Annotated in this window: 18 protein-coding genes and 2 pseudogenes; 17 read left to right on the top strand and 3 right to left on the bottom strand. The window is 71.4% G+C overall.

Annotated elements, in window-relative coordinates; all coding sequences use genetic code 11:
* Window positions 1–97: 97 nt before the first annotated feature.
* The 11 genes from SVTN_RS39610 to SVTN_RS41350 all read left to right on the top strand — a co-directional run bounded on the left by SVTN_RS39610 (window position 98) and on the right by SVTN_RS41350 (window position 11,112).
* A complete protein-coding gene (locus tag SVTN_RS39610; RefSeq protein ID WP_041134802.1) occupies window positions 98–1,309 on the top strand; it encodes a radical SAM protein in 1,212 nt (403 codons plus the stop codon).
* 19 nt (window positions 1,310–1,328) lie between these two features.
* Entirely contained in the window at window positions 1,329–2,501 is a 1,173-nt protein-coding gene (locus SVTN_RS39605) for an SPASM domain-containing protein (protein WP_041134801.1), read from the top strand.
* Window positions 2,501–3,649 carry a UDP-galactopyranose mutase gene (locus SVTN_RS39600; RefSeq protein ID WP_041134800.1) on the top strand — a complete coding sequence of 383 codons (1,149 nt, stop codon included), beginning with the start codon at window positions 2,501–2,503 and terminating at the stop codon, window positions 3,647–3,649. The genes SVTN_RS39605 and SVTN_RS39600 overlap by 1 nt, the downstream gene beginning before the upstream one ends.
* Complete coding sequence (locus tag SVTN_RS39595; protein ID WP_052499806.1) at window positions 3,640–4,371, top strand: WbqC family protein; 732 nt, start codon at window positions 3,640–3,642, stop codon at window positions 4,369–4,371. The genes SVTN_RS39600 and SVTN_RS39595 overlap by 10 nt, the downstream gene beginning before the upstream one ends.
* Window positions 4,368–5,480: a DegT/DnrJ/EryC1/StrS family aminotransferase gene (locus tag SVTN_RS39590; RefSeq protein WP_041134799.1), complete on the top strand. Its 1,113-nt coding sequence runs from the start codon at window positions 4,368–4,370 to the stop codon at window positions 5,478–5,480. The genes SVTN_RS39595 and SVTN_RS39590 overlap by 4 nt, the downstream gene beginning before the upstream one ends.
* Complete coding sequence (locus SVTN_RS46305) at window positions 5,477–6,190, top strand: NTP transferase domain-containing protein (protein ID WP_041134798.1); 714 nt, start codon at window positions 5,477–5,479, stop codon at window positions 6,188–6,190. The genes SVTN_RS39590 and SVTN_RS46305 overlap by 4 nt, the downstream gene beginning before the upstream one ends.
* 42 nt (window positions 6,191–6,232) lie before the next feature.
* Window positions 6,233–7,393, top strand: a complete 1,161-nt coding sequence (locus SVTN_RS39580; protein WP_041134797.1) for a UDP-N-acetylglucosamine--N-acetylmuramyl-(pentapeptide) pyrophosphoryl-undecaprenol N-acetylglucosamine transferase — start codon at window positions 6,233–6,235, stop codon at window positions 7,391–7,393.
* 79 nt (window positions 7,394–7,472) lie between these two features.
* Window positions 7,473–7,973 (top strand): NUDIX domain-containing protein, encoded by a 501-nt coding sequence (locus SVTN_RS39575; protein WP_041134796.1) that lies wholly within the window; start codon window positions 7,473–7,475, stop codon window positions 7,971–7,973.
* Window positions 7,974–8,354: 381 nt separating this feature from the next.
* Window positions 8,355–8,885 carry a hypothetical protein gene (locus SVTN_RS44560; protein WP_218922738.1) on the top strand — a complete coding sequence of 177 codons (531 nt, stop codon included), beginning with the start codon at window positions 8,355–8,357 and terminating at the stop codon, window positions 8,883–8,885.
* Window positions 8,879–9,472 carry an RNA polymerase sigma factor gene (locus SVTN_RS44555; protein ID WP_159026586.1) on the top strand — a complete coding sequence of 198 codons (594 nt, stop codon included), beginning with the start codon at window positions 8,879–8,881 and terminating at the stop codon, window positions 9,470–9,472. The genes SVTN_RS44560 and SVTN_RS44555 overlap by 7 nt, the downstream gene beginning before the upstream one ends.
* A complete protein-coding gene (locus tag SVTN_RS41350; protein WP_052499805.1) occupies window positions 9,469–11,112 on the top strand; it encodes an IclR family transcriptional regulator domain-containing protein in 1,644 nt (547 codons plus the stop codon). The genes SVTN_RS44555 and SVTN_RS41350 overlap by 4 nt, the downstream gene beginning before the upstream one ends.
* 102 nt (window positions 11,113–11,214) lie before the next feature.
* On the opposite strand, the pseudogene SVTN_RS42925 reads toward SVTN_RS41350, so the two are convergent.
* Window positions 11,215–11,421: pseudogene (locus tag SVTN_RS42925) on the bottom strand (LexA family protein); the annotation flags it as partial.
* Between SVTN_RS42925 and SVTN_RS46020 the strand changes: the two are divergent.
* The 5 genes and pseudogenes from SVTN_RS46020 to SVTN_RS39545 form a co-directional block, all read left to right on the top strand.
* Window positions 11,397–11,657 (top strand): annotated as a pseudogene (locus tag SVTN_RS46020) (transcriptional regulator NrdR); the annotation flags it as partial. The pseudogenes SVTN_RS42925 and SVTN_RS46020 sit on opposite strands and share 25 nt — an antisense overlap.
* Window positions 11,658–11,817: 160 nt before the next feature.
* Window positions 11,818–12,039, top strand: a complete 222-nt coding sequence (locus tag SVTN_RS44550; RefSeq protein WP_159026585.1) for a hypothetical protein — start codon at window positions 11,818–11,820, stop codon at window positions 12,037–12,039.
* A gap of 101 nt (window positions 12,040–12,140) precedes the next feature.
* Window positions 12,141–12,422, top strand: a complete 282-nt coding sequence (locus SVTN_RS46015; protein WP_245728046.1) for a hypothetical protein — start codon at window positions 12,141–12,143, stop codon at window positions 12,420–12,422.
* Window positions 12,422–12,769, top strand: a complete 348-nt coding sequence (locus tag SVTN_RS39550; RefSeq protein ID WP_245728045.1) for a hypothetical protein — start codon at window positions 12,422–12,424, stop codon at window positions 12,767–12,769. The genes SVTN_RS46015 and SVTN_RS39550 overlap by 1 nt, the downstream gene beginning before the upstream one ends.
* 79 nt (window positions 12,770–12,848) lie before the next feature.
* Complete coding sequence (locus SVTN_RS39545; protein ID WP_041134793.1) at window positions 12,849–13,127, top strand: hypothetical protein; 279 nt, start codon at window positions 12,849–12,851, stop codon at window positions 13,125–13,127.
* On the opposite strand, the gene SVTN_RS39540 is transcribed toward SVTN_RS39545, so the two are convergent.
* Window positions 13,118–15,679 (bottom strand): tetratricopeptide repeat protein, encoded by a 2,562-nt coding sequence (locus SVTN_RS39540; RefSeq protein ID WP_425429071.1) that lies wholly within the window; start codon window positions 15,677–15,679, stop codon window positions 13,118–13,120. The two genes, SVTN_RS39545 and SVTN_RS39540, sit on opposite strands and share 10 nt — an antisense overlap.
* Window positions 15,676–16,080: a hypothetical protein gene (locus SVTN_RS39535; protein WP_041134792.1), complete on the bottom strand. Its 405-nt coding sequence runs from the start codon at window positions 16,078–16,080 to the stop codon at window positions 15,676–15,678. The genes SVTN_RS39540 and SVTN_RS39535 overlap by 4 nt, the downstream gene beginning before the upstream one ends.
* A gap of 270 nt (window positions 16,081–16,350) precedes the next feature.
* Here SVTN_RS39535 and SVTN_RS39530 point away from each other — a divergent pair, with 270 nt between their 5' ends.
* Entirely contained in the window at window positions 16,351–16,794 is a 444-nt protein-coding gene (locus SVTN_RS39530; protein ID WP_245728044.1) for a hypothetical protein, read from the top strand.
* Window positions 16,795–16,801 lie beyond the last annotated feature (7 nt).

Raw genomic sequence — 16,801 nt, 5'->3', positions numbered from 1 at the left:
CTTGTGAGCGCCCGCCGCTCTGGAGCACCGTCTGCCCTGCGCTCGCACCGTCGTATCGCAGGTCACTCCGATCCATCCCACCAAGGGGGTTCAGACCGTGACGACCACACCCGACCACGACGCCTCGCCCGCCCGCGGTCCCCGGCGCCAGCTGCCGATCGTGACGAAGCCGACCATCAACGAGGACGTCGCCGTGCTCACCTCCGGCGCCCGCACCCCGGCCGAGGAACTCGGCTACCGGTACGCCGCCATCGAGCGCCAGCACCGGTTCCGGTACCTGTTCGAGCCGCTGCGGCTGCTCCAGCAGCAGGACACGATCCGCGCGTACGCGGCGGGCCAGGACCCGTTCCCGACGAGCGTGGAGATCGACCCAGCGAACTCCTGCAACCACCACTGCAGCTTCTGCATCTACTCCTCGCTGCACTCCAAGGGCCGCAGCGAACGCATGGACACCGACCGGCTGATGGACCTGGTCGACGAACTTGCTGGCCTCGGCGTCACCTCCGCGCTGTACGTCGGCGGCGGCGAGCCGATGACCCACCCCGCGACCGTGGACGCGATCGAGCGGTCCGCCCGCCACGGCATGTCCGTCGGCCTGGTCACCAACGGCGCCCGGGTCTTCCCCGAGCTGGGGGAGCGGCTGAAGAAGGCCGCGACCTACGTGCGGTTCAGCTTCGACGCCGCCGACCCCGCCCTCCACGCACGCCTCCACGGCAACGACGACCACCACCGGATCATCGCGAACCTGCGCGCGCTCGCCGCCGCGGACGGCCCCTGCACCGTGGGCACCGGCTACTTCATCAACGACGACAACGTCCACGACCTCGTCGCGTGCGGCCGGCTCGTCAAGGACGCGGGCGCCGACTACATCCAGTACAAGTCGTACTCCGGCGTCGCGATCGAGCCCGCCCTCCACGCCAAGATGCTGGCCGGCCTCGGCGAGGCGCTCGACCTGGACGACGACACCTTCGACGTCCACATCGTGAAGCGGATCTTCGACAACGCCGTCCACCAGGTCCGCGGCTACACCCGCTGCCACTGGCAGCAGTTCAAGCCGGTCATCGGCGCCGACGGCAACGTCTTCCTGTGCGCGCAGAAGCGGACCCGCACCGACGCCGGCGACGGGATCGCCGGCGTCATCGGCAACATCTACGACTCCTCGTTCGAGGAGATCTGGCGCGGCGAGCAGCGCCGCCGGGTCCTGGCCGAGCTGCGGCTGAAGGACTGCCCGTTCTGCGTGCACCACGACCAGAACCAGCTCCTGGAGTTCGCCACCGAGTTCGCCGCGCCGCACGGCTCCTTCTTCTAGACCTCGCGGGAGGCCGACCATGCCCGAGTTCGAGCAGATCACCACCACCGCCCAGCCCAGCCCGTACTCCTCCGCGACCAAAGCCCTGCACGCCGCCAAGGCCACGTTCTTACCCGGCCCGCTCCAGCGCGGCATCAAGATCCGCAGCGCCCCGTGGTCGCTGGAGATGTACGCCACCTTCGCCTGCAACACCCGGTGCGACCACTGCTACGCGAAGAACCGCAACGCCGCCTACGGCTTCGCATCGATGCCGGTCGAGATGATGGACCGCCTCCACGACTCGATCACCGCCATGGGTGTGCGCGGGGTGCAGTACTGCGGCGGGGGAGAGCCCACCCAGTGGCGCGGCGGGAAGATCGCCGACTACATCGCCCGCCTCCCGCTGGCCACCACCCGGGCCGGCATGGCGTCGAACCTGATCAAGGGGATGCCGCTCGCCCGCCCGGACGTCCTCGAACGGATGACGTTCATCGAGGTCGCCGTCTTCGCCTACGACGACGACACCTACGAGCAGGTCGCCCACACCCGCTCGCACACCGCGATGGAGCAGGCGGCCCGCGCGATCATCGCCACCCGCAACGCCGCCGGCCTGACCACCCCGAAGGTCAACGCCAAAGTCCTGATCAACGCCACGAACTACCGGTGGCTGGAGCAGATCTACGACTGGGCCGAACACGTCGGCTTCGACAACATCCACATCCGGCTCGTCGACGACTACGAGAAGACCGGCGAGCCGTTCGTCCTCGACACCCGTCAGCGCGAGGAGTTCCGCGAACTGCTGCTCCGCCTCGCCGACGAACGCGGCCTGCCGGCCTGGCGCGAACAGGCCGGGCACATCCTGGGCGAACACGCCAAGGGCGCCGACGGTGCGCACCGCTGGTGCTGGACGGTGGCCGCCGGGTTCAACTGCTGGGTGCTGGCCAACGGCGAGGTGTACGCCTGCGGCCCGCAGTGGGGCCGCAGCGAGTACCTCATCGGCGACCTGCGGGAGAACAACCTCGAGGACATCTGGGGCAGCGAGCGGCACCAGCAGGTCGCACAGCGGCTCATCTCCAACATGGCCCTGTCGGGCTGCTACCGGATGGGCTGCCGCCATATCCACCAGACCCGGGCCATCGACGCCTGGCAGGCCGGCGACCTGGCGGCGCCCGGTGCCGAGGAGTTCGAGACCCAGCACGCGTGGTTCCTGTGATGCGGCCCGACGTCGTCATCGTCGGCGCCGGCCTGTTCGGGCTCGTGACCGCGGACCGGCTCACGGCCCTGCTGCCCGGCGCCTGGGTCATGGTCCTGGAAGCCACCGACCGGCTCGGCGGCCTGTGCGCCTCGACCGTCTGCCCGCACACCGGCGTGCAGTACAACCCGTACGGCACGCACACCCTGGCGACCAGCGACCCGGACGTGTGGACGTACGTGGCCGGCCGGACCCGGATGATCAGCCACCAGCGGCGGGCGTACGCCGACATCGGCGGCGAGCTGGTGCCGCTGCCGCTCGGACTGGAGGCCATCCGGCTCTGCTACGGCGACGCCTCCCTCACCCCGGAGGCGGCCCGCGTCCTCGTCGAGCAGGACGTCGCACCGCACCGCACCGGCCGGGCCCCGGCGAGCGCCCAGGAGGCGGCGCTCGCCGCGCTCGGGCCGCGCCTGTACGAGATGTTCGTCCGCGGGCACATCACCAAGCAGTGGGGCACCAGCCCAGAGCAGCTCGCGCCGGGGGTGTTCACCGACCGGTTCGGGATCCGCTTCACCCCCACCGCCGGTCTCCGGTCGGCGGTCGGCCGGCAGGGCTTTCCCGCCGACGGCTGGGGGGACTTCTTCGGCCGGCTCGTCGACAACCGGGACATCACCGTCCTGCGGCGCCACGCGGCATCCGTCCGCGACCTGCCGCCGTACACCCACGCCTGCATCGTCACCACCCCGATCGACGCCTGGTTCGACCACGACCTGGGCACGCTCGCACGCGGCCGGATCTGCGTCGACTGGCGCCTGACCGACCGGCACACCGCCCCCGCCACGGCCACCACCACCTACCCGGGCCCCGGCGTCCCGTACTACCGCGCCCACACCCCCGAGCACCTGCCCGGCCAGCCGGCCAACCCCACCGAGAAGGTCCTCGTCGGCTACGAGCACCACGGCGACGGCCCCAACGCCATCGACTTCGTCCTGCGCACACCGGACAACCAGCGCCTCGCCGACGCCTACCGCGCCCGTCGCACCGACGGTGTCGTGTTCACCGGCCGCGGCAGCACGTTCCACGACGACATGGGCACCACGATCGCCGCCGCGCTGGCCCTGGCCGCCGATCTGGCGAAGACCATCGAGAGGAGTCCGAAATGGCCCTGACCGTGGCCATCCACCAGCCGCACTACCTGCCGTACCCCGGGCTGCTGGACAAGCTCGACCAGGCGGACCTGTTCATCTGGCTCGACGACGCGGCCTTCACCCGAGGCGGCTGGCAGAACCGGAACTGGATCAAGACCCACGACGGGCGCCGCCTGCTGACCGCCCCCGTCGTCCACACCGGCCGGCAGGAACGGCTCACCGCGGCCCGCCTCGACTACACCCTGCCCTGGCAGAACAAGCACCGGGCCACGATCGAGCAGGCGTACGCCCGCGCCCCGCACCGGGACCTGTGCAGCGACCTGCTGAACCTGCTCTACGCCCCCCGGACGTGGCCGACCCTGGCGGACCTCAACCTCGCCTGCTCCACCGAACTCGCCCGCGTCCTCGACATTCGCACCCCCACGATCCGCTCCAGCCGCCTTCGCCCGGCCCGCGCCGCGAAGACGGCCCGCCTGGTCGAGCTGTGCCGCGAGGTCGGCGCCACGACGTACCTCGCCGGCGACGGATCGCGCACCCGCTACCTCAACACCACCCTGTTCGAACAGGCCGGCATCGCCGTCCAGTGGCAGAACTACCAGCCGCCCGCCTACCCCCAGCAGCACCCCGCGCAGGGCACGCTCGACAACCTCAGCACCCTGGACCTGATCGCGAACCTCGGCCCCCACTCCCTGCCCGCCCTCCGCGTCGCTCGCCGCGCCCCGGCCCCGGCGGTCGCCGCGTGAACGGCTGGACGCCGCTGTGGCGGCCCCCCACCGGCAACCCCGCCCAGTCCGCCGGCCTCGCCCAGCAGCTGACCCACACCGTCGCCAGCGGCCTGCTCCGCGACAGCGTCCACACCAGCCGCCTGGAGATGGAACTCGCCGGCTTCTTCGCCCGGCGGGCGATCGTCGTCGGCTCCGGCATGGACGCCCTCGAACTCGTCCTCGAAACGCTGCGCGAGCCGGACCGCGAGGTCCACGTGCCGGCGCACGCCTTCCAGGCGATCCCGGCCCTGGCCGCCCGCCTCGGCTTCACCCCCGTCCCCATGGACGTCGACCCCACCACCCTCGCCCCCACCGTCGCGGCCGCCAACCAGGTGCCCAGCTCCGCCATCGTGATCTGGATCCACCACGGCGGCATCGTCGCCGACCACGCCGAGACCACGATCGCCGCCCTGTGGCAGCGCGGCGTCACCGTCATCGAGGACTGCGCCTACGTCCTGCCCACCGACCCGACCGGGCCCGGCACCTGGGGCGACGCCTCCACCTGGTCCTTCGCCCCGACCAAACCGATCTCCTCCACCGCCGGCGGCGCCGTCGTCACCGCGAACACCGCCCTCGCCCAGGAGATCCGCGACCGCCGCAAGCACAGCGGCGTCGAACACCTCTGGGAACTCGGCGACACCCTGCTGCGCAACCGCACCCTCTCCGAGACCGACGCCCTCCTGGCCACCCACCAGTGGAAGGCGCGCACCGCCACCGCCGACGCCCTCGCCCAGGTCGCGGACGCCTACGCCACCACCCTGCTCGCCGAGCGCCCCGCCCTTCTGCCGCCCGGCCGGCGCCCGAGGAGCACCTGGAGCCGGTTCTGCGTCGACCTCGGCGACGGCCACGACGCCCTCACCGTCCAGGCCGCGCTCGCCCGCGAACAGATCGGCACCGCCGTCATGTTCGCCCGCCCCTGGACCGACTACCCCGCCCTCGCCCCGTACGAGGCCGCGAGCCTGCCGGGCCTGCGCGCGCTGCTGCGCCGCACCCTGTGCCTGCCCTTCCACACCGGCATCAGCCGGGACGACACCACCCGCGTCACCAAGGTCCTGCTCGGCATCCTCAGCGAAGGAGCATCCTCATGACCACCGCCATACTGCTCGCCGCCGGCCACGGCACCCGCCTGGGCCGGGACAAGCCCACCCTCGTCCTCGCCGGCGAGACCCTCCTGCAGCGGCACATGCGCCAGGCCCGCGCCGCCGGCACCCGCTCCTTCATCATCGTCACCAACGAAGACAACCAGGCCGCCGTGGCCGACCACGCCGCCCAGGTCGCCGACGGCACCCCGTTCCAGGTCGTCCTCCAGGACGGCCCCGACGCCCACGCCGCCGCCGCGACCGGCCTGCGCCTGCTGCCCGCCGACTGCACGAGCGCCTTCCTCTGCGGCATCACCGACATCGTCCCCGACGACGCCTACACCCTCGTCGCCAAAGCCCTGCCCGAGCACGGCATCAGCATCGCCAGCGCCGTCCTCGAGCGCACCTTCGTCGGCGGCATGCTCGGCTTCCGCCCCGGCACCACCGACCTCGAAGGCATCATCGAGCGCCCGCCCGGCGGCTGCCCGCCCGGCCGCCTGGTCAACATCTGGGTCCACCACCTCGCCGGCCGCCCCCTCATCCGGCGCATCCGCCGCGACACGATCGCCTTCGGCGACTACGAGACCGCCGTCAACATGGCGCTCGCCAAGAACACCCCCGGCACCGCCGTCGTTCTCCCCTACTGGGAGGCCATCAAAGACCCCGACAGCCTGACCCGGGCGCGCGCCCTGCTCGGCGACACCACCACGGCGGCCTGACCACCCTGGTCCTCGCCCCGACGACGACAAGGAGCCCACCCGGTGACCAGCACCACGACGATCCGCCTGGCCGTGACCGGCGGCGGGACCGGCGGCCACACCTACCCCGCCCTCACCACCATCAACACCATCCGCACCAACCTCGCCGCCCGCGACACCGACCTCGACGTCACCTGGTACGGCACCCCCACCGGCCTCGAAGCCCGCGTCGCCGCCGAGGCCGGCATCTGCTTCCGCACCATCGCCACCGGCAAGGTCCGCCGCTCCCTCAACCTCAAGGCCCTTGCGACCACGACCGTCGACCTGGCCAAGGTCCCCGCCGGCCTCGGCCAGGCCGTCGCCGAACTCCGTCGCTTCCGCCCGCACGTCGTCATGTCGACCGGCGGCTACGTCGCCGTCCCCCTCGGCCTGGCCGCCCGCATCGTCGGCGTACCGCTCGTCATGCACGAGCAGATCACCACCCTCGGCCTGGCCAACCGCATCCTCGCCCGCGGCGCCACCGCCATCGCCCTCAGCCACGCCACCTCGCTCGACTCCCTGCCGCCCGCGGCCAGGCAGCGGGCCGTCGTCACCGGCAACCCCGTACGCCCCGCCCTGTTCGACGGCGACTCCGCTGCCACCCACCGCGCCCACCAGCTCGACCCGGACACCCCGCTCGTCTACGTCACCGGCGGCGCACAGGGCTCCGCCCAGATCAACCGCCTGATCACCGACAACCTCCCCCACCTTCTGCCGCACTGCCAGATCCTTCACCAGTGCGGCGAGGCCCACTACGACCAGATCAAGCAGCAGACCGCCGGCCTCACGCCCGAACACGCCCACCGGTACCGGCTCGTCCCCTACGTCAGCGACGGCCTGGCCGACATCCTCGCCGCCTCCGACATCGTCATCTCCCGATCCGGCGCCGGAACCCTCGCCGAACTCACCGCCATCGGCAAACCGTCCATCCTCATCCCCCTCATCCCCACCGCCGGCCAGGAACAGCTCCGCAACGCCCAGACCCTCCAGACCGCCGGAGCCGCCCTCTGCCTCGACCACGCCACCGCCACCCCCGACGGACTGCGCGACGCGCTCCTTCCGCTCCTGAAGGACCCCGCCCGCCGGCAGAGCATGGCCCGCTCGGCCCGCTCCGCCGGCCAGCCCGACGCCGCGCAACGCCTCGCTGACCTCGTCGTTACGACAGCCCTACGGCCGACGCGCTAGCCTCACGGCAGACCCAGCCGTGAACGTGGCCCCTGCGGGCTTCCGCAGGGGCCATACGCGTTAAGCCGAAAGGGCCGACATGCCCACGAAGCAGCAGCCGCGCCCGTTCCTCCCGCGCGAACAGTGGCTCGCCACCCTCACCCGCGCGTACACCGGCACTGCCGTCCTCGTCACCGACGAACTCGACCGCGTCCTCATCGTCAAGCCCCAGTACCGCGACGCCTGGCAGTTCCCCGGCGGCACCGTCGACCAGGGCGAGGACCCCGAGACCTGCGCCCGCCGGGAACTGCTGGAGGAGACCGGCCTCGACCGACCGATGCACGGCATCCTGGTCGTCACCTGGTCCCCGCCCGGCGAACGGCTCGACGGCCCGGCGATCAACCTCGTCTTCGACGCCGGCACCGTCCCCGCCGACGCCTCGGTCACGCTGCCTGACGACGAACTCGAAGACCACATGTGGGCATGTCCCGACGAAGCGGATGAACTCCTGCTGCCGTCCGCGGCCACCCGGATGCACGCGGCCCTTGAGGCCCGGAAGACCGGGATCGTCAAGCTCCTCGCCAGCGGCGACGACTGCTGACGGGCAACTCCTCCACCGCCTCCGGAGGGCGGCCGTCGGGCTTGCCGCCGAGTGGAGCCGATTGCCGGGCCCGATTGGGTAGGCGTCGGCTTCACCCGCATCACCGAGCACGAGAAGTCGGCCTGACCGATACCGCCGTCCTGGTCTCCGGGGCAGGTGTTGAAGACTAGTTATCTCCACGTACGTTGAGCTCGACTGATCGAAACCGTCGGCGCCTGGCGTCGTCAAGGCGTACGTCATCGTCGCGGGCCGCGTGTAGTCCGTCCCGGTCATCCGATCCGCAGATTCAGCTGTCTGGCGCCTCGCGGCCGCTACGTTGAGTCCGAGTGAGCCGACTGGTCGTTGGCGCGCTTCGTGCCCCCGCCCTGCGGGGGCACAGTCATGTCCACTGGCGCCGCCCCCATGGCCGGCGTCGCCAGCATCGTCGGCACCGCGAGTTCGACCGCCGCGCGGTCTGCGGTCATGCAACGACGTGTTCTGGTCGGGATCCGGGCAGCGCCGGTTGGCTTCGGTCATCTGAGGAAATGTTCGGTCGCCCGGGGGATAACCGGGGAGCGGGATCGTCGGGTGGGGCGAAGGCGCTTGGTGCGCCCCCTGATACTGACGATGGAGATCAAGTCGATGACGTCGTGCTTGGCCGTGTCCGAGCTCGCCGCGGTGGCAGCGGCAGTGGTGCAGACCGCGGCCGCCGTGGTCCAGGTGTGGTGGGACCGGCGGTCGTACCGTGCCGGGACGGCGCTGGAGCCTGGAGCCGTCGACGCCGAACCCTTCCCGGCGACCAGCCGGGGACCGGTCGGCGTCCGGATTGCCGTCCTGCCTCCCGGGCAGGTGGAGATCTCGGTCTTTCTCCCCGCCGGAGGTGGTCCCGGCCTGGGGCCGCATGGACCGGTGAAGGAGAACGGCCCGTGGTAGGCGGCGATATGTCCGTGCAGCCCTCTCTCACCGATGTGGAGCAGCGGCTGCTGGACTGCTACGCGATGTTCATGGCGACGGAGCCGCTGGTCCTGTGCAAGAAGTACCGGCCGCTGCTGTCGCAGGCGGCGTGCGAGGACATCGCACAGGAGGCGTACGAGCGGGTGGCGGCCAAGGCCGCCTCCGGAGAGCTGGACTCGGTGACGAAGCTGCCCGGATACCTCAGGACGGCCTCGCGGAACCTGGCCAAAGACGCGCTGCGCGCCCTGCAGCGCGACCCCGTCCGCTACGACAGCGAGTTCGTGGCCGCGATCCCGCCGCCGCGCGTTTCTCCCGACGACGCCGACCTCCTGGAACGCCTCGTCGTGCCCTTGATCGACGCGATGCCCCGCACCCAGCGCCGCAAGATCGTCCAGTTGCAGAGCCAGGGCCTTGAGGACACCGACATCGCCAGCGTGCTGGGCATAGACAGGATCCGGCTGCACAAGGACCGCTCATCCGCCGTCGTTGAGCTGCGCAGCAAGCTGGGCAAGCACATCCGTGACGGGCATCGGAAGCAGACACGACGCGTAGAGAAGGATGGGTGACGGCGGTGCGCCGCTTCAGCAAGGACAACGGCGCCGGAAGCTCTGCGCCCGAATCCCCTGGCGGGCTGCTCGCCCTCCGCAGGAAGTTGCAGGGGCCGCCGGACTTCTGGGACCGGCCCGGCGGGGACTTCGGCCCCCTGGACCGCCCTTCCCCTCACAGTGTCGAGGCCCGGAGGAAGGCGAACTCGTTCTACCGGCTCGGGTCGAAGGCGCTGCTGCGGGGCGAGCTCGCTCCGGCAGTGGACTGGCTGGGCATCGCCGCCGCCGCAGGACACCCCGGCGCGTTGTTCCGCCTGGCCGTGATCACGCTGCGCACGGGACCGGAGTGGACACAGGAGGCCCACTTCCTCATCGTCGAGGCGGCTCAGCACGGGCACGGCGACGCGCGACGTCTCCTGCAAGAACCGGACGACGCGAACCCGGCTGGGGCAAAGGCGAGGCCCGAAGACGAGGTCTTCTTCGAGGAGGCCCGCGAGCATCTGCGACGCTCCGCCGAAGCGCCGGCCCCGGCCGACGAGGACTCCAGCCCGCTACAAGACGCCGACGAGCGCCGGCAGACGCAAGCGGAGGCGAGTGCGGGAACGGGCGTGTCCGACCTGGTCCTGGTCTCGGCACCCGTCCTGCCCACGATCCCGAGCCCGCCCCCACGCCCCAAGGACGACCCCGCCACCCGCAGAGCGCATCTGCATTCCGTCCCCACGGGCCTGTCGCTGTCCTTGCCCGATCTCCAGCCAGAGCCGCCCGCCAGACACCACCTGATCCTCCCGAGCGGATCATCAGGGTGGTCGGCAGGCGCCCTGCGTCCCGCCAGACTGACCCAGCTCGCCCGGCCCGCGTCGCAACCCGCTGCCGTACCGGAGAAGTGGCAGATCACCCAGCGGGCGCGGGACATGCTCCAGCTCATCCGGCCCGACGGCATCGACACCCGCACCCTCGCCCGCCGCACCGGGGTAGCGCTGAGCTTCGCCGTCCAGATGCTCAGCTGGCTGCGCGAGCAGAGATTCCTCGAGACCCGAGACGGCATCCACTACCCCGGCGAGCTTATGACGAAGCTGACCACCAGCTCCCTGCTGACCGGGACGCTCGCCGAGCTGCGCGACGAGCTCGGCGCCGCCGTGTACATCAGCTCCTACACCGACGGAGAGATCATCATCCAGGAGTCGTCCTCCAGCGACACCGCCCCGGCCGTCACCGAGCAGACGCCGTTCGGGGTGACAGCCCACGCGAACGCCGTCGGCAAGAGCCTGCTGGCCCAGCAGAACTTCGCCTCGCGGATGGACCACCTCAGCAGGTACCCGTTCATCCAGCTGACCGACCGCACCATCACCGACGAACGAACCCTCTTCCAGCACCTCGACGTCGACGGCCCGCACGCAGCCCAGTTCGACCTCCTGGAATACGCCGACACCGAACTCTGCGTCGCCTACTCCCTCGGCCTGCCCGGCCGGGCTTCCAGCCTCGCCCTCTCCATGCCCGCCGACCAGCACCCACGCCTTATCGCCGCCGCCCGCACCCTCAGCCGGCGCGCGACCGGCATTCTCCTGGTCCACCTCCTCGCCGACGACATGAACCAGCCCACCGTCCACCACACAGGCCAGTGGGAGCACACAGCCCCCGCGGCACGGCACGCGCTGCCCTAGGACCGTTCGAGCCCGGCACACCCGTGCCGGGCTCACGCCTGCAGGCTGGCCTCGCCAGGGGCTCGTAGCGCCTCGCGTGCTACCGATGTGCTGGTGGAATATGCCAACTCTCCTGCGGCCGACCAGCGGGACGTACGACGCGGCCGGCTTGCCGGTGGTGTCCGTCGGCTGGGTGCTCGGCTGGTCGGAGCCGCAGACCTCGTACGCGCGGGCCGGTGCGGGTCGCGGCGGAGGAAGCATGAATTGGTGCGCCACCGAGGAGGCGCTGGAGAGGCCGACCGCCTGGCCGACCTTCCGCATCGACGGCGGTAGCCGCGTTGCGGGTCGAGGAGGCGGTGCGCGCCACCGGAAGCGCCGAGCTGACCATCCGTGACGTGGGCCTGGCTATCCTCGGCCCCTTGCAGGAGCTCGACCTCGTCGCCTACCTGCGCTTCGCGTCCGTGTACAAGGCTTTCGACAGCCTCCAAGACTTCGAGGCCGCCATCGCGGAACTCCGCGTGTGGCCTCCCGCTGACCCCGAATCCCGGCCCGACCTTGCCGCGCCGCCGTACGCCCCACGGTGCGCCCTGCTCAGACAGAGGTGGACAGGCACCACTCCTCCCCATGGACCTGGGGAGCCAAGACACGGAAGGAGTCGGTCACCCTCACCGGGGCGACCGACTCCTTCGCCGTTGCGGGAAGTGACCGCCCCATACGATGAGCAGCGTGAACGAACGCCGCACCCTGGGCCCCGGGCCGGAGAACGCCGACCGCGTCGTCGCCGCCGAGGCCGACCTCCACGAATCGATCCCGGGCAGCCGTTTCCCGAACCTCGACGAACTGCGAGGCCGCGGCCTGTTCCAGCCCCGCTCCGCACCGGCGCCGGGCCCGCGCCGCACCCTCGGCGCCAGCGGTCGCGCGCCCAGCGGGACGGACGTCACCGACTGACCCGTGCCGGCCCAGTTCTCGTATAGCCACGGTCGGGGGCGACTGCGCAGGACCTTCAATCTCGGTGCGCACGGCGATGGGAAGCCGGAGAATCCGGGTCCATGAACACGGAACAGTCCCTTCGGCGCTTCGGCCCCCAGTTCGTCGCCGAACAGCGCCACCGCTACGGCAAGCGCCCGCCAGAGAACCGGATGCTCTCCTACGACCTGGCGGTGCTCGACGAGTACGAGCCCTGGCGGATCTGGCTGGACGAGCAGCTCGCCCTCCTGCCCGAAGCCCCCATCTGCCGCCTGACCTGCTGCGCCTGCTTGCACGCGTCGAGGACCCGGCGGTGGAGAACCTCCTGGGCATTCACCACCCCGATACTCCGGAGGAGGTCCTGATGCGGGTGTTTGCGCGGCTGGGTGGGACGTTCTCCGCCTGGATGGCGGAGACGCACCCGCGGTTCCCCCGCGAGGGCCTAGCCACCCGCTACGCGAACCACCCCGACGGGAACTACCGCCGACTGGCCGTACGGGATCCGGCCGCCACGCCGGAGCTGATCGAACGGCTCAGCCACGACCCCGTTGTCTGGACGCGTCAGGCGGCGGCCCGCGACCCGCGCCTCCCGTTCCACCGGCTCCGCGAGGCCCTCCTCGTCCCCGAACTGGCATCCAGCGCGGGTGCCAACCCGGCGCTCCCCGAGGACGAGATGGCCGCCGTCCTGGACCGGGCTGGCGTTCCCGCCTGACCGCCGGGCGGAACCGACTTGCTCGCACCCCAAAGTGAGGGCTGCGATCCACCGACCAGCGGTTGGTATCTGGGCTCGCATGTCAGCGGGGGCGGTGAGGGGTGCTGTTGAGTTGGGTCATCAACTCGCGGTTCGTGGCTCGGGATGCCTGGAGGTCTTCTTCGCGTTCGGAGAGCTGGTCGCGGAGCTCGGCGACTTGTTGTTCAAGGTGGTCGATCTTCCGCTGGAGGGTGTCGGTGTCGGGGTGCCGGTAAGAACGCTGTCACCAGCCGCAAAGAAGGGTGCGCGTTACGTGGACGCGGCCATGCACGACGTCGCGGCCCACGACACCGAGGTGGTCTTGGTGTCTCACGAGTGATCGTTACCAGGCTCAGGCATCCTCTCCGCCTTCTTCCGCCAGTGGCCGAGGTTCTGTCGAAAGATCGACACGTGGGGGTGGTCGGCTCCGAGCACCCGCACCGTGAACTCCAGGAGGTCGGCGAAGGCCTGCGCGGCCCCGGCTGCATCCCCGGCCTCCCCCCGCCAGAGGGCGAGGTTGTTCCGGGTGCTGAGCGTGTCGGGGTGGTCGGCTCCCAACACCCGGATTCGGTCGGCGAGGAGGTCGGCGAGGGCATGCGCGGCCCCGGCCGCATCCCCCGCCCACCCCCGCATAGCGGCGAGGTTGTTCCGGGTGGTGAGCGTGTCGGGGTGGTCGGCTCCCAGCACCCGGATTCGGTCGGCGAGGAGGTCGGCGAGGGCATGCGCGGCCCCGGCCGCGTCCCCCGCCTCCCCCCGCCAGCGGGCGAGGTTGCCCCGGGTCGTGAGGGTGATGGGATGGTCGGCTCCCAGCACCCGCACCGTGGACTCCAGGAGGTCGGCGAGGGCATGCGCGGCCCCGGCCGCATCCCCCGCCTCCCCCCGCATCATGGCGAGGTTGTTCCGGGCGGCGAGCGTCTCGGGGTGGTCGGCTCCCAGCACCCGGATTCGCCCGGCGAGGACGTCGGCGAGGGCATGCGCGGCCCCGGCCGCATCCCCCGCCCACCCCCGCATCATGGCGAGGTTGTTCTGGGTGGTGAGCGTGTCGGGGTGGTCGGCTCCCAGCACCCGGATTCGGTCGGCGAGGAGGTCGGCGAGGGCATGCGCGGCCCCGGCTGCGTCCCCCGCCTCCCCCCGCCAGCGGGCGAGGTTGTTCCGGGCGGCGAGCGTGTCGGGGTGGTCGGCTCCCAGCACCCGGATTTGGTCGGCGAGGAGGTCGGCGAAGGCCTGCGCGGCCCCGGCCGCATCCCCGGCCTCCCCCCGCCAGAGGGCGAGGTTGTTCCGGGCGGTGAGGGCGTGAGGGTGGTCTTCGCCCAAGAAGTTGCCGGTGGTGTCGGTGAGGTGCTGGAAGTGGTCGATGGCGGCGGTGACCTGACCGGATTCACCGAGGCTGAGGCCGAGGCGGTACAGCACCGGGTGCGCGTCCGGCTGGTACAGGCCGTCTTCGGCGTAGCGGGTGAGGGCATCGGCGTTGGTGCGCAGGGCTTGGGCGAGGTCGGTGTCGCGTTCGACGTCGGGCCAGGCCGTCTGGAGGGCGTCGGCGGCGGTGCGCGTTGCCTGGTGGTGCTGGTGGGGTGTGAGGGTGTCGCGGGTGGCGCGCTGGATGAGCTGGTGGACGCGGACGGCCTGGTGGGGGGTGTCCTGGTGGTGGTCGATGAGGCTGAGCCGGTCCAGGGCGCGCAGGGCGCGTACCGCGTCCGCGGGGGAGACGGGGGTCTGCTGCGGGGTGGGGCTGGTTGGGGTGCGGTGTGCGGCGAGGTAGGCACGGGCGCTCTGGCCGGTGAGGACGTCCTGGGGGATGCCGTTGGCGTCGAGGAGGGCGGCGAGGTGGAGCATGGGGCGAGCCAGGCCGGCGGGGCGCAGGGTGTCAGCGCGGTCGATGGACAGGGACCAGGCTGCGGCGAGGGCGGCGGCCTGCTCGTCGGGCAGGACGTCGGGGGCGAGGTGGTCGAGTGTGGTGGCACGGTCGGCCAGCAGATGCCGGTAGGCGGCAGCTGTTTCGCCGGAGTCGATGAGGTAGGCGGCGGCCTGGGCCAGAGCCAGCGGCAGGTGTCCGAGGTCGTGGGCGAGGGCGGTGAGCTGGTCTGCGGACTCGGTGCGGCCCTGGGCGTGCAGGGCGGCGGTGAGGTAGGCGAGGGATTCGTCGGGGGTGAACAGGCCGACCTCGATCCGCCGACGGCCCTCTCCGAAGAGGGCGGCGTCGCGGCGGCGGGTGGTGAGCAGTACCCGGCCGTGGGGGCTGGCCGGCGGCCACAGGCTGTAGCGCTGGGCGGGGTCGTCGGGGTGAACGGTCAGATCATTGGGGTCGGCGACATCATCGAGGACGATCAGCCACCGGCACGGCTGCTGCCCGGGCTTGGGAGCCAGCCAGGCCAGGAACTGTTTCGCGGCCTGTTCGGGTTCGTCGGTGTCGGCTCGGCACAACTCGGCACCGGCCTGCGCGAATCCGCTCACCACGGCCGACTGGGAGCTCGCGGTCACCCAGACCAGGACGTCCAGGCCGCCGTCATCCCAGGCCGCGCGGGCATAGTCGGCGGCGAGCTGGGTTTTGCCGACCCCGCCCATCCCCGTCAGCACCTGGGAGAGCACCGCGGTGCCCCCGCCTTCGACCGCCGCCCGCAGCCGGTCCCCCTCCCCGCGGTGTTGAAAAGACCGTGCAGACAGGGGGACCACTCCGACCTGGTGCGGCCACACCGGGCCGCTCTTCGCGGGCAGGTGGTACTGGTGGGTGATGGAGTTGTTGTCACCGGTGACGATGTCCCGGACCGTGATCTCGTTGCCGTCGCCCGAGGCCCCGAGACCGATGTCCCCGCCGGCAGACAGCCCGCGCTCGCCCGGCACCGTTCTCCCCGGCTCGCCCTCGTTCTCGTTCTTGCGGCGTCGGAAGGCGCTCACGGCTGCTGGTTCCCGTCGCCGGTGACGGCCTCGCCGATACTGCCGTCCGCGGCCACGCCGCGTTCCCCGGGAACGGCCAGGCCGCCCGCGCCGCCGTCTGCGCCTGCTGGCGGTTGGGGCCTGGGGGCAGGCGTGGTGAGGTGGTTGTTGTCGCCGGTCACCACCCGCCCGATGCCACCGCGGGCCTGCACGGACCGGGTACCGGCCACGGGCGGAGTGTCCTCGCCGCGGGTGAGCGCGAACACCGACACAGCCAGCCCGATTACCCCCACACTGGCCCCCACCACGCTGGCGATCTTGTCCGCCGTCTCCAGGTCCGCCAGTACCACGACGAGCACCAGTCCCATGACCACCACGGTGCACACCACCGCGACAGCCGCCCACACCTTCTGCCCAGCCATCCTGAAACCCCTCGTCCAGCTGACCTTCCGCTGGCCCCGTCTCTGGGCCGCCCACCGAACTTAGCGGCCAGCGGGCCCAGAGGGGCGGGTTCATCCCAGGCGGTCCCGATGCGACGAGGGCGCCGCAACAGTCGGCTTCCCCCGGTTGCGGCGCCGAACATGGCGCCCCTTGTTTGCGGTTGGTGACAGCGTTCTTACCAGCACCCCAAGATCGCCCGCCAGCTCCTCAATGACGACTCCTTCGAGACCAAGGACCGCGTCGTCGGCCTGATGGTCCTGATCTACGGCCAGACTCCCGCCAGGACCTGCCGCCTGACCACCGACCACGTCCTGCACGACGAGGACGGCGTCGCACTGCGCATCAACAAGACGCCGCTCCGGCTGCCACCGCCTCTGGACGCCCTTGTCCTGCAACTCGTCGACATCGCGCACAGCCACGAGCACGCGGTCAACAGCAACGAGACAAACGCGCCCTGGCTGTTCCCGACCCAGCGTCCCGGACGAGCACTGACCAGCAGCCGGCTCGCGACCCGTCTGCGGAACATCGGCCTCCCATCCGAAGCCGGACGATGCGCCGCCCTGCTCGACCTTTGCACACAGATGCCACCGGCCGTGCTGCAACGGCTGCTCGGTATCAGCCCTATGGCGGCCGAACGATGGTCTGCCGGCGCGGTCAGAATGGCCTACGCAGCCGAGGTGGCCCGTCGACCGTGAGCTGCCC

This window comes from Streptomyces vietnamensis (assembly GCF_000830005.1).
In the GTDB taxonomy this organism is placed as follows: Bacteria; Actinomycetota; Actinomycetes; order Streptomycetales; family Streptomycetaceae; genus Streptomyces; species Streptomyces vietnamensis.
This window is presented reverse-complemented; position numbering and strand designations above follow the sequence as displayed.